Source organism: Nocardia flavorosea NBRC 108225 (assembly GCF_001613385.1).
In the GTDB taxonomy this organism is placed as follows: Bacteria; Actinomycetota; Actinomycetes; order Mycobacteriales; family Mycobacteriaceae; genus Nocardia; species Nocardia flavorosea.
Genome location: NZ_BDCG01000008.1, coordinates 1 through 12,807, shown reverse-complemented (window position 1 = coordinate 12,807; position 12,807 = coordinate 1). Strand labels below are relative to the sequence as shown.

General features: G+C 66.6%; 11 protein-coding genes. 6 read left to right on the top strand and 5 right to left on the bottom strand.

The genetic code is table 11. The features are described from left to right. Positions 1-5 precede the first annotated feature (5 nt). The 4 genes from NFL01S_RS08175 to NFL01S_RS08160 form a co-directional block, all read right to left on the bottom strand. Complete coding sequence (locus tag NFL01S_RS08175) at positions 6-1,472, bottom strand: FAD-dependent oxidoreductase (RefSeq protein WP_062973123.1); 1,467 nt, start codon at positions 1,470-1,472, stop codon at positions 6-8. Next, on the bottom strand, positions 1,472-2,497 hold the full coding sequence (locus NFL01S_RS08170) for an NAD(P)-dependent oxidoreductase (RefSeq protein WP_084492513.1): 1,026 nt from the start codon (positions 2,495-2,497) through the stop codon (positions 1,472-1,474). Before NFL01S_RS08170 ends, NFL01S_RS08175 begins: the two co-directional genes overlap by 1 nt. Further along, complete coding sequence (locus NFL01S_RS08165) at positions 2,497-3,246, bottom strand: SDR family oxidoreductase (protein WP_062973122.1); 750 nt, start codon at positions 3,244-3,246, stop codon at positions 2,497-2,499. Before NFL01S_RS08165 ends, NFL01S_RS08170 begins: the two co-directional genes overlap by 1 nt. 112 nt (positions 3,247-3,358) lie before the next feature. Next, a complete protein-coding gene (locus tag NFL01S_RS08160; RefSeq protein WP_062973120.1) occupies positions 3,359-4,828 on the bottom strand; it encodes an aldehyde dehydrogenase in 1,470 nt (489 codons plus the stop codon). 311 nt (positions 4,829-5,139) lie between these two features. Here NFL01S_RS08160 and NFL01S_RS08155 point away from each other — a divergent pair, with 311 nt between their 5' ends. The 5 genes from NFL01S_RS08155 (at position 5,140) to NFL01S_RS08135 (ending at position 10,287) form a co-directional block, all read left to right on the top strand. After that, a complete protein-coding gene (locus NFL01S_RS08155; protein WP_062973719.1) occupies positions 5,140-6,345 on the top strand; it encodes a cytochrome P450 in 1,206 nt (401 codons plus the stop codon). Continuing rightward, entirely contained in the window at positions 6,345-7,145 is an 801-nt protein-coding gene (locus tag NFL01S_RS08150; protein WP_062973118.1) for an SDR family oxidoreductase, read from the top strand. Before NFL01S_RS08155 ends, NFL01S_RS08150 begins: the two co-directional genes overlap by 1 nt. After that, on the top strand, positions 7,145-8,368 hold the full coding sequence (locus NFL01S_RS08145; RefSeq protein WP_062973115.1) for a cytochrome P450: 1,224 nt from the start codon (positions 7,145-7,147) through the stop codon (positions 8,366-8,368). Before NFL01S_RS08150 ends, NFL01S_RS08145 begins: the two co-directional genes overlap by 1 nt. Further along, complete coding sequence (locus NFL01S_RS08140) at positions 8,365-8,850, top strand: glutathione peroxidase (RefSeq protein ID WP_062973113.1); 486 nt, start codon at positions 8,365-8,367, stop codon at positions 8,848-8,850. The genes NFL01S_RS08145 and NFL01S_RS08140 overlap by 4 nt, the downstream gene beginning before the upstream one ends. Before the next feature lie 312 nt (positions 8,851-9,162). Beyond that, the gene (locus NFL01S_RS08135; RefSeq protein WP_062973717.1) at positions 9,163-10,287 is read left to right on the top strand and encodes an MCE family protein; all 1,125 of its coding nucleotides are present in this window, start codon (positions 9,163-9,165) and stop codon (positions 10,285-10,287) included. Between the two features lie 809 nt (positions 10,288-11,096). On the opposite strand, the gene NFL01S_RS08125 is transcribed toward NFL01S_RS08135, so the two are convergent. Further along, positions 11,097-11,867, bottom strand: a complete 771-nt coding sequence (locus tag NFL01S_RS08125) for a deoxyribonuclease IV (RefSeq protein WP_062973109.1) — start codon at positions 11,865-11,867, stop codon at positions 11,097-11,099. A 109-nt stretch (positions 11,868-11,976) separates the two neighbouring features. Here NFL01S_RS08125 and NFL01S_RS08120 point away from each other — a divergent pair. After that, positions 11,977-12,807 (top strand): serine/threonine-protein kinase (locus tag NFL01S_RS08120; protein WP_157116365.1); only part of this gene is annotated, 831 nt, incomplete at its 3' end.

The window sequence follows — 12,807 nt, the reverse complement described above, 5'->3', positions numbered from 1 at the left end:
CCGTTTCACGCTTTCGCGACCGCAATCCCGGCCCGGCGGCCATAGAAGCTGCCGTCGCCCAGCGACGTTCCGCTGGCATAGCCGCCCGCGCAGACACCCGAAGTGCAACGCCCCGCCGCGAACAGTCCGGCGATCGGCCGGCCGTCGACATGCAGGACCCGCGAATCCAGGTCGGTGCGCAATCCGCCCAGCGTGAACCCCGCCGTGAAACCGCGCATATCGAACGCCGCGAACGGGCCTTCGAGAGGTTTGGTCCACTCCGGTTTCTTGCCGAGCAGGGGGTCCTGGCCGTTCGCTGCGTATGTGTTGTAGAGCTCGACGGTGCTCTGCAGGGCGAGCTCGGGCAGACCCATATCGGATTCGAGTTCGGCGATGGTTTCCGCCGCCCAGGTGGGCGGCTGCCGGAAGAACGGCGTGGAGGTCTCGGTGGTCAGTGATTCCTCGTAAGCGGCCTCGCCGATGATCAGGTACGCCTGGTTCTCCTGGTGGAACAGCGTCATCTGCCCGATCCGGCCGGGATAGGTGTCCTCCGGGACGTACCGCTGCCCACGGCCGTTGACCAGGATGCCGCGCGCCATCATCTGCGGGTCACCGAAGAACGCGACCTCGGTGGCGTCCATATGCGCCAGATCGGCGCCGAGAGCCTGGGCCAGCCGGATGGCAATTCCGTCGTGTTCTTCGATGGCGGCGCCCGGGCGGCCGATGAGCCGCGGGGCGAAACCTTCGATCATCTGCTCGTGGTAGGCGAAACTGCCTGTGGCCAGTACGACTCCGCGTTCGGCCCGGATGGTCAGCTCCTTGCCGTACTGCTTGGCCACCACGCCGACCACCCGGTCGCCGTCCACGATCAGCCGCTGGATCCGGGTGTCGTATTCGGCGGTGACGCCGAGCTTTTCGGCGGCTTCGGCGAGCGGTTTCATCAGCATGTAGCCGCCACCCTTCGAACCGGTCCGCTTGTTCGACATCTGCGGAACGTGGCCGCGGGGTGCCGGATCGGCGACGGTGTTGAACGGTGCAGCGTTTTCGCCACCGGTGTACATGAGGCCTTCGTCGTGCGGGGGTTCCCAGCCGGGCTCGCCCCAGAATTCCTCTTTGAAGGGCACGCCGTTGGCGACCAGCCATTCGTAGTGTTCGACACTGCCGCGGCAGTAGTCGGCGATCTTTTCCCGGTCGACCCCCGGACCCAGCGCGGCGACCATGAATTTCTCCATGTTCTCCGGACTGTCCTCGAAACCCAGCGCGCGTTGCAGCGGTGTACCGCCACCGAGATAGATGAACCCGCCGGCCAGCGCCGCCGCCCCGCCCCAGCCGCTGGTGCGTTCCAGGATGAGAACCTGCGCCCCGGCCCGCGCGGCCTCGATCGAGGCGCAGACGCCGGCGATCCCGTAGCCGGCGACCACCACATCGGTGGTGCGGTCCCATTCGGTGACCTCGGCCGCGGACAGCGGTCGGAGGGTGGTGGCGTCGGCCATTATTCGGATTCCTTACTGTCGTTCTGCGCCGGGGAGCCGCTATTGCGCTGGTCGGCAGCGGCGACCTCCTGCCCGGCGATGCTGCCACGGGACGCCGCGGCGGTGGCCGGCCTGTCCCGCTGAGCGGAGCCGGCGGAGTCCCATGCGGCCGAGATCGCGCCCTGCCCGACGCCGAGCCCGTCGCCGAAACGCGACAGCGCGAGGGTCGCCAACGGGAGTTCGGTGCCCATCCGGCCGCCCAGTTCGAGCGCCAGGGACAGGTCTTTTTCGCCGAGTTCACGGACATGGGTGAGGATGGGCAGCCAGAAATCGCCCTCCTCGAGGGGCGCGGTGGTATCGCGCAGCATGATCGAACCGGCCCCGCCGGTCACCGCATCCGAGTGACGGACCACCTTGCCGAGCGCGGCGATATCGAGGCCCGCGGCCTCGGCCAGCCGCTGCGCCTCGGTGGCGGCGGTGAACGAGATGAAATGCAGCAGGTTGCGGGCCAATTTCATCCGGGTGCCCGCCCCGACTTCACCGGCGTGCACCACCAGATCGGCGAAGCAGCCGAAGGGTTCCCGTACCGCGGCCACGGCGTTGTCGCTGCCGCCGACCATCACCGCGAGTCGTCCGCTGTTCGCGCCCGCGGCGCCACCGCTGATCGGGGCGTCGACCAGTTCGACGCCGCGTTCGGCGCACAGCCGGGCGAATTCCACGGCCGATTCGTCGCCGATAGTGGAGTGCACCGCCACCACGGTTCCCGGCGCGGCAGTGCTCAGCACGCCTTTCTCGCCGGTCAGCACGGTGCGGACCTGTTGGTCGTTCACCACCGCGACACAAACGACACCGCATTTCGCGGCGAGTTCGGCCGGGCTGCCGGCGGCCTCGGCGCCCGCGTCGGTGAACGGTTGCACGGCCTCGGGCCGGGTATCGCAGACGGTGAGCCCACCGGACCAGTGCAGCAGCTTCTTCGCCATCGGCGCGCCCATATCGCCCAGGCCGATGAAACCGACCCGGGTGCCGCCGCCCCCGTCGCCGCTCATCAGCGGATCACCTGACCGCCGTCGACGCAGAAGATCTGCCCGGTGACCCATTTCGCGTCGTCGGACAGCAGGTACAGCAGGGCACCCGCCATATCCTCCGGGGTGCCCATCCGCTTGAGCGGCAAGCGGCTGACCATATCCTTGACGATGCTTTCGGGTGTGGTGGTCTTCGTGGCTTCGGTATCCGTGGGGCCGGGGGCAATGGCGTTGATCCGGATATTCGAGCCGCCGAGTTCGGTGGCCAGCTGCTGGGTGAGCCCGTTGATACCGACCTTGGCCAGACCGTAGAAACCGCTGTATACGTAGGCGGCCGTCGATGATTGGTTCACGATCGAGCCGCCCCCGTTGGCTGCCATGTTCTCCCATACCGCGCGGGTCATCACCAGCGCGCCGTCCAGGTTCACCGACATGAACTTCTGGTAGTAGTCCCACGGCACGGTGAGCAGTAGATCCAGTTTCATTCCGCCGTAGATGGCGGCGTTGTTGACCAGATGGTCGATCTTGCCGTATTTCTCGACGGTGAAATCGGCCAGCGTCTTGGCGGATTCCGGGTCGGAGACGTCGACCGGATGGAACGATGCGGTGCCGCCGTCGGCCACGATCTTCTCGGCGACCGCCGTCCCGCCCTCGGCGTTCAGATCCGCGACGACGACGGATGCGCCCTCGGCGGCCAGTGCCTGCGCGTAGACCTCGCCGATACCGCGGGCGGCGCCGGTGACGATGGCGGTGCGACCGGTGAAACGAGCCATGGGATCGAGCTCCTCGCTGCTGTGGAAAGCCTGGTGGGGAAGAAGTTACGGATTACGGCGGCCATCGTGCTGTCGCTGTGCCGCGGTTACTGTGCCTGTCGGTGGACCGGAGCTACTGTGCGGTCGCGACGAGCTTGGTCTCGAGGTACTCCTCGAATCCGGCGGCCCCCATCTCGCGTCCGATACCGGACTGTTTGTAGCCGCCGAACGGGGCGTCGGCGCTGTACCACATACCGCCGTTGACACCGAGGGTTCCGGTGCGCACCCCGTCGGTGACCCGCCGGATCCGCTCGGGATCCTTGCCCCAGACGGCGCCGGACAGGCCGTATGGGGAATCGTTGGCGATCCGGACGGCGTCGTCGTCGCCGTCGTAGGGCAGCACTACGAGGACGGGACCGAAGATCTCCTCCTGGGCGGCCTTCGCGCTGTTGTCGAGGTCGGCGATCACGGTGGGTTCGACGAAGAATCCGCGCTCGTGTTCGGCCGGGCGCCCGCCGCCGGTGACGATGCGGCCGCCGTCGGCGCGCGCGCTGTCGATATACCCGAGCACCCGGGAACGCTGCCGGTCGGAGATCACCGGGCCGCAGACGGTGCCGGGGGAGGTGGGTTCGCCGGGGCGGATTCCGCTCATGGTGGCTGCCACGGCCTCCACCGCCTCGTCGTACCGGGCGCGCGGCACCAGCAGCCGGGTGGTGAGGGCGCAGCCTTGGCCGGCGTGGACGCACAGCGAGAAACCGGCGTAGCTCACGGCGGTGGCCAGATCGGCGTCGTCGAGCACGATGAAGGCCGATTTACCGCCCAGCTCGAGGAAGGTTTTCTTGAGATTCGCCGCGGCCGAGGCCATAACAGCGCGTCCGGTGCCGGTGGAGCCGGTGAAACTGATCAGATCGACCCGGGGGTCGCCGGACAGCTGGGCGCCCAGGCCGTGATCGGAGGAGGTGACGATATTGACCACACCGGGCGGGATATCGGTTTCCTCGGTGATGATCGAACCGAGTGCCGCCGCGCACCACGGAGTGTCGGGGGCCGGTTTCAGGACGATGGTGTTGCCCGCCGCCAGGGCCGGGCCCAGTTTCGCGAAGTTGATCTGATGCGGGAAGTTCCACGGCGTAATCGCTCCGACCACGCCGACCGCTTCGCGCCGGATCACCCGGTGGGTGCTGATTCCCATCGGTGCCGAGACGCCGAGTTCGGTTTCCCATTCGTAGTTCGCGGCCAGCTGGGTGGCGAAGCTCAGATCCTCGATAGGGCCGTCCAGTTGCGGGCCGCTGGTGAACATCAGCGGCGCGCCCACCTCGGCGATCGTGATCTCACGCAGTTCTTCCGCATGTGCTTTCAGCGCTGCCTGCAGCTGTTCCAGGCAGCGCACCCGGAAGGAGTGGTCGCGGGACCAGTCGGTCTCGTCGAAGGCGGTGCGGGCGGCGGCGATGGCGGCGTTCATATCGGCCGCGTCTGCGTCGGCCGCGGTGCCGATGACCTCTTCGGTCGCCGGGTTCACATTGTCGAACACGCCGTTGCCGCCGGCGACGAGGCTACCGCCGATCAGCAGTCGGGAGCTGTCGCCGGGCAGAAGACTGTTCATTAAAGACCCCAATACTGTCTGGACAGGTGTATGGAATATAGTCCGGACTCTTCTGGTAGTGCAAGAACCGGTTCTATCCGCGACCGCCTTCCATTGATCGTGCGCGATCCTGTCCGATCCTGTGGGTATGGAGCGGAAGGCGGCGTCGACCGCCGCGTATCGACCTGTTTCACCGTCCGATTCTCGTGCGATCATTGTCGCGGCGGCGTGCCGCTGGTACCGTCCAGACACATGTCCAGCTATGTGTCTCCCCCTGCCGGGTGCACGGCCCCGTCCGGCGAGAACTCGTTATCGAAACAGAGGTGGATCCGATGACGGCAGCATCGTTGGAGCCGGTGACATTCGACCCGTACGACTACGTCTTCCACGAAGACCCGTACCCGACCTACGCCCGGCTGCGCGCGGAGGCACCGCTCTACTACAACGCGGAACTCGATTTCTACGCGCTGTCTCGGCATGCCGATGTGACGAACGGTTTCCGCAACGCCACGCAACTGTCCAACGCCAACGGCGTCTCCCTCGACCCGGCCGCCTGGGGCCCCGACGCCCACCGCACCATGTCGTTCCTGGCGATGGATGATCCCCGGCATATGCGGATGCGGCGCCTGGTGTTCAAGGGCTTCACGCCGAAACGGGTCGCCGATATGGAAGCCCGTATCCACGAGCTCACCCTCGAATACCTGGTGCCGGCCCTCGAACGTGGCGAATTCGACTGGATCGAGGAAGTCGCCGGCAAACTGCCGATGGACGTCATCTCCGAGATGATGGGCGTACCGGCCGCCGACCGCGCCGAAATCCGCCGGATGGCCGATATGGTCATGCACCGCGAGGACGGCGTCACCGATGTTCCGGATTCGGCGATCGAGGCCTCGCTGAACCTGGTCGTCTACTACGCGAACATGGTTGCCGAACGTCGCGAGAATCCCACCGACGATCTCACCTCCGCACTGCTGGACGCCGAGATCGACGGCGATTCGCTCACCGACGACGAAATCATCGGCTTCATGTTCCTGATGGTCGTCGCCGGTAACGAGACCACCACCAAACTGCTCGGTAACGCCCTGTACTGGGCCTCTCACAACCCGGAGCAGTACGCCAAGGTCGCCGACGATACGGAACGCGTCTCGGACTGGGTCGAGGAAACCCTGCGCTACGACACGTCCAGCCAGATGGTCGCGCGGACCGCTACCGAGGATCTCGAGTACCACGGCAAGGTGATCCCGGCCGGGGCCAAAGTTCTGCTGCTGATCGGTTCGGCCAACCGGGACGCGGACGTGTTCGACGACGGCGACAGCTTCGATCTCGACCGCGCCGAAAAGGGCAACCTCGCCAGCTTCGGCGCCGGTGTGCATTTCTGCCTCGGCGCCCATCTGGCGCGGCTGGAGGCCACCGTCGCCCTGCGTGAATTCGTTTCGCGCGTCAAGTCCTACCAGGTGCGCGAGGACGGTATCGAACGCGTGCACTCGAGCAATGTGCGGGGCTTCGCCAAGCTCCCGATCACCGTGGAGGTGCGGTAATGCCCCGGTTCGAACCCCATCCCGAGAAGCGGCCGGCCATCGTCGCCGGTGCCTCGTCCGGTATCGGCGCGGCCACCGCGGTGGAACTGGCAGCGCAGGGGCATCCGGTGGCGCTCGGCGCGCGCCGGGTGGAAATCCTCGAAGACCTGGCCGGCAAGATCCGCGCCGACGGCGGGACTGCGTTCGCGCACCGCCTCGATGTCACCGACCAGTCCTCCGTGGACGATTTCGTGGCCGCGGCCGAGGAAGCAATCGGCCCCACCGAGATCTTGGTTTCCGGGGCCGGTGATATCGAGTTCGGCCTCATCCAGGACATGGCCCCAGCGGATTTCGCGCATCAGGTGCAGATCCATCTGATCGGTGCGCACCGGATGGCGCATGCGGTGCTGCCCGGTATGATCGAACGCCGCCGCGGCGATGTCGTGCTGATCAGTTCCGACTGCGCGCCGCATCCGCGGCCGTGGAACGGGGCGTACAGCGCGGCCAAGGCCGGGGTCGAGGCCATGGTGGCGCAGCTGCGGATGGAACTCGAGGGCACCGGTATCCGTGCCTCGCTGGTGCGGCCGGGGCCGACGGTGACCGGTATGGGAATGAACGCAAAACCGGAGGTCGTGGGCCCGCTACTGGAGTCCTGGCAGTCGTGGGGGCTGGCCCGGCATCCGTACATGCTGCGCGCGAGCGATCTGGCGCGCGCGGTCTCGGCCGTCGTGGGCACCCCACGCGGCGCGCATCTGGTGCTGGTCGAGGTGCAACCGGAGGCGCCGCTGCGGCCGCTGCCGGAAGAAGGAAAGGAATCCTGATGACAACCGCACTGCCTCCGGGTTTCGATTTCACCGACCCCGGCCTCTGGGAACAACGCAGTCCGGTCGAGGAATTCGCGATGTTGCGGCGTACCGCCCCGGTGTGGTGGAACTCCCAGACCGACGAAGCCTCGGGTGGTTTCAACGACGGCGGATACTGGGTGGTCAGCACCCTCGAGGACGTCAAGGAACTGTCCCGTAACCCGGAGCTGTACTCGTCGCAGCAGAAGGGGTCCATCGTCCGGTTGCCCGGCGATATCACCCCGGATCAGATGGCGTTGACCGGCGCGCTGCTGGTGAACATGGATCCGCCCAAACATTCCAAGGTGCGCCGGATCGTCGCCAAGGGCTTCACTCCCCGTGCGGTGGAGGGTCTGCGCGATGCGCTCACCGAGCGGGCGCACAAGATCGTGCACGAGGCGAAGAAGACCGGCGGCGGTGATTTCGTCACTCAGGTCGCCTGTGAACTGCCCCTGCAGGCGATCGCCGAACTGCTCGGGGTGCCGCAGGAAGACCGGCGCAAGGTTTTCGACTGGTCCAACCAGATGCTCAACTACGACGATCCCGAATACGGCGACCCCACCGTCGCGTCCGCGGAGATCCTGGGCTACGCCTGGAATATGGCCGAGCAGCGGCGGGGCTGTCCGGCCGACGATATCGTCACCCAGTTGGTCAACGCCGATGTCGACGGTGAGGGGCTGGCCTCCGACGAGTTCGGATTCTTCGTCATCCTGCTCGCCGTCGCCGGTAACGAGACCACCCGCAATGCCATCACACACGGTATGAAGGCGTTCGTGGACAATCCGGAACAGTGGCAGCTGTACCGGGAGCAGCGCCCGCGCACCGCGCCGGACGAGATCGTGCGCTGGGCCACCCCGGTGACCGCGTTCCAGCGCACCGCCACCGAAGATCATGTGCTGGGCGGGCAGGAGATCGAGAAGGGGCAACGCCTCGGATTGTTCTACAGCTCCGCCAATTTCGACGAAGCCGGCTTCGAGAGTCCCTTCTCCTTCGATATCCTGCGCGACCCCAATCCGCACGTCGGATTCGGCGGGACCGGTACCCACTACTGCGTCGGCGCCAACCTCGCCCGGCTGGAAATCGACCTGATGTTCAACGCGATCGCCGACGCCATGCCCGACCTGAAATCGGTATCCGATCCGGTACGGTTGCGTTCGGGGTGGATCAACGGGATCAAGAGTTGGCAGGTGCGCTACGAATGAACGTCCGAGATATTCCGGTGAATACGCTGTCCGGTTCGGCGACCACGCTCGGCGAGCTGGTGGGTGACCGGGCGGTACTGCTGGTCAATGTCGCGTCGAAATGCGGCCTGACCCCGCAGTACAGCGGTCTGGTCGAATTGCAGAAAACTTACGGCGACCGTGGTTTCAGCGTTGTCGGCTTCCCGTGTAACCAGTTCATGGGCCAGGAGCCGGGCACCGCCGAGGAGATCGAACAGTTCTGCTCGACCACCTACGGGGTCGATTTCCCGCTGCTCGAGAAGGCCGATGTGAACGGTGACGGCCGGCATCCGCTGTACCGCGAGATCGTCGAGACCCCTGACGCCGAGGGTGCCGCCGGCGATGTGCAGTGGAACTTCGAAAAGTTCCTGATCAGCCGTGACGGGACTGTGGCGGGCCGATTCCGGCCGACCACCGCACCGGATGCGGACACGCTGATCGCGGCGATCGAGAAAACGCTGTAACCGATGCCGTAACGGCTTATGATCGAGGCCCGCTCACCCAGTGGTGAGCGGGCCTTTTTCACTTTCTAACTGCGAAGATGTCGGATCGCGGCGGATTCCGGACGCAATCGGTGAAAACCGTACCGGCCGGGTTGAATCACCCATAACATGGACAACTGTCTGGACATAAATCCGGTTCAGTTCGGCACAACGGGGTGCCGAACATCGCAAGGCAGGTGAGTGGTGGTACCCGTACACACCCAGTCCGATCGGCACACGACGACACGGCGCAAGATCTGGAACGCCGTGCAGTACAAGCTCGCGGCGCTGGCCATGATGCTGGTGCTGGTCCTTATCGTGGTGGTCTCGCTGACGATGTTCCTCGGGGGATTCACTCCGGAAAAACACGTGGCCGTGGTGGTCCCGCGCAGCGGTCTCGTCATGGACCCCGACGCCAAGGTGAAATTCCGCGGCGCGGAAGTGGGCCGGGTGGGCACAGTCGACAACGAGAACGGGGAGGTTCGCCTCGAACTCGATATGAACCCCGATCTCATGGGCCTGGTCCCGGCCAATGCACTCGTGGATATCCGCTCCACCACCGTGTTCGGCGCCAAATACGTGAACTTCGTCGAACCCGCCGAGCCCGCGGGCCGGCTTCGCCCGGGGCAGGTGCTGCGCGGTGAATCGGTGACGGTGGAATTCAACACCCTGTTCGAACGGCTCACCGAAGTGCTGGAGATGGTCGAACCGGCAAAACTCAACGCCACCCTCACCGCGCTCGGTACCGCCCTGCAGGGCCGGGGCGAGCGACTCGGTGACCTCCTGGTGAACGCCGACCGGCTGCTCCGTGAGCTCAATCCGAGCCTGCCCGCGCTCCGGCACGACTTCCAGGCCGGCGCCCACGTGACCAACCTCTACGCGGATACCGCCCCCGACCTGCTCCGCACCGTCGACAACGCCACCACCCTCAGCAACACCCTCACCGAGAACGAACAGAACTTCGACACCCTGCTACTGGAAACGATCGGCCTGGCCGACACCACGGGCGCGGTTCTGGCCGAGAACGAACAGAATCTGGGCACCGCACTGGAGCTGCTCCGGCCTACGACCGAACTACTGAACTACTACAGTCCCGCGCTGGACTGCACGATTCGCGGGCTGGCCACGGCCATGCCGCTGGCCGAGGACCTGGTCGGCGGCCGGGTTCCCGGCGCGTCCTTCAACGCCGGCTTCATGTACGGTGCCGAGGCCTACAAGTATCCCGAAGACCTGCCCAAGGTGAACGCGACCGGCGGACCACGCTGCGCCGGTGTGCTGGACCGGGTACCGGGCAGCCACGCCGACTATGTGGTCACCGATACCGCGGAGGTGCATCCGTTCATCCCGTCCACCCGGATCTACCAGAACCACCCGACGGTGTTCCAGGTGCTCTTCGGGGGTCTGCCCGGCGTGCGGTGACCGGACGAATCCACCGGTAAGGTCCCAGCGTCCGTGGTACGGAAGTATTCGGAGGTCAGGACTGCTCATCCGGTCGGCCGGGGCCGGGGCGGACACACATCACGCCACCACACGGCTTCTCGGTGAGCCCCGCGGGGTTGGGATGTACGGTCGGCCGGCGATGCGCCGGAGCCCGGAGTTCGTCGCGCCGGCGGCCCCGTGGACCGCGGGCGGTGCGATGCCGCCTCACCAGGCGCCTCCGGCCCGGTGGCCCGGCCGTCCGGGCGCAGTCGCCGCCCGGCGACAGGTAGCGGGGCTGAGGGAGGAGCCGGAACGGGCCACCGGATCGAACGGTGTCTCGACGGGCCTATCGGTCGGTGGCCGGTAATGCATAAGACACAGTGTCGCTCATCGGGCGCCCGGCAGGTGCGACCGGGCATGCCCGGAAGGACGCAGATCACGCCGTGCCGACCCCGTCGTCGGCGCCGAGTCCGGCTGGGCGCCGCGGGGCCGGACCCGCCACTGGGCGGGGTCGATCGACACGGTGTTGCGCACCGCCCGCCGGCTCCCTGCCTGCTCGGCCATCGATACCTGCGCAGTGGAACACGGACCGAGGACCCGAGAGGCGCCGGTGGTCGGCAACCGCGTGGAGGGAGATTCTGCTACAAAACGTGGGCCGGGCACGCCGCCTTCCGGGCGGTGGTGAAGCCCACGCGGAGGGCCTCCGCGGGAAACCGTGAGTGGTGCGTCCGGCCGCATAAGCGGAATGCACGCCCCGGTGAAGCGGGAACCACCGAGAGCGCCCGGGCGGGGTACTGGCGGGCAGGACGTCAACCGATGTGTTCGCGGAGGTAGGCGAGATCTTCGGCCATACCTTCGGCGGGGGTTTCCAGTACCACGGGTGCGTCGGCGGTGCGGCACACCTCCGCGAGCAGTTCCGGATCGATGGTGCCGGAGGCGAAATTGGCATGCCGGTCGGCGCCGGAATCGAAGGCGTCGCGCGAGGAGTTCAGATGCACCAGATCGATCCGGCCGGTGATCGCACGGATCCGTTCCACCACGCCCACCAGGTCTTCACCGCCCGCCCAGGCGTGGCAGGTGTCCAGGCAGAATCCGGCGCCGTACTCACCGACCGCGTCCCACAGGCGGGCAATCGTATCGAAATGCCGGGCCATGGCATGGTTTCCGCCGGCCGTGTTCTCGATCAGGATCGGCACCGCGAAACCGCCCTTGTCCTGTTGGCGTTCGAAGAGTTTGCGCCAGTTGACGAACCCGGCCTCCATCTCCTCGTCGGACCGCACATGACCCCCGTGTACGACGAGGCCGAATGCGCCGATATCGGCGGCGGCCCGAGCCTGTAGGGCCACCGCATTGCGGGACGGCATCCGCAGCCGGTTGTTGGTGCTGGCCACATTGATCTGATACGAGGAGTGCACCACCACATCGATCGGGCTGGCGAGGATCTGTTCGGTGGCGGGATGGGGTACGGGTTTGTCCCAGCTCTGCGGATCGACCACGAACAGTTGTACGACATCGGCGCCGAGTTGCTCGCCGTACCCGATCGGGTCGCTGTCCATCCGGACGTGTGCTCCAATGCGCATACCGTCAGACTATCGGCCGGTACCGACACCGGGCCTCGCCTTGCGCCGGGGCGGTGCGGGAAGATACACCGGTAGAATCGTGCACGACCCGACGAGGGGGAATTCGGCGATGCTCCAGCCTGGTGAGGATTTCTCGGGCTATCTCATCCGACGGCGCCTGGGTGTCGGCGGAATGGGCATGGTCTTCCTCGCCAGACATCCACGGCTGCCCCGGCTGGTGGCCCTCAAACTGCTCAACCCGGACCTGTACTCCGACAGGGAGATCCGGCTGCGGTTCGAGCGCGAATCCGAACTCGCCGGCCGGCTCGAGCATCCCAATATCGTCACCGTCTACGACCGCGGTGCCGAGGGTAAACAGCTGTGGATCTCCATGCAGTATGTGCCCGGATCCGATGCCTCGCTGGTGGACCTCCAGGTCCTGGATCCCCGCCGGGCGGTCCAGATCATCGGCGATACCGGCGTCGCCCTGGACTTCGCGCACGCGAACGGGGTGCTGCACCGGGATGTCAAACCGGGCAATATCCTGCTCGCGAAACCGCCCATCGGGCAGCCGGAGCGCGTGCTGCTCACCGATTTCGGTATCGCCGGGGTCCGGGACGCCGAAACCACCCTCGCCGCGGCCGATACCATCACCGCGACCCTGACCTACGCGGCGCCCGAACAGCTCACGGGTGCGAAACTGGATCATCGCGGTGACCAGTACTCGCTGGCCTGCACACTGTTCTGGTTGCTCACCGGATCCGGTCCATACCGGGGCACCAACCCGGCCGAACTCATCCAGGCACATCTCACCGCGCCGGTCCCGCGGCTGAGCCGGATCCGGCCCGGGCTGCCGCCGGCGCTGGACGAGGTCTTGGCCCGCGCGCTCGCCAAGAATCCGGCCGAACGATTCCTGAGCTGTACCGAGTTCGCGGCCGCCGCTCGGTCGGCGCTGCGCCCG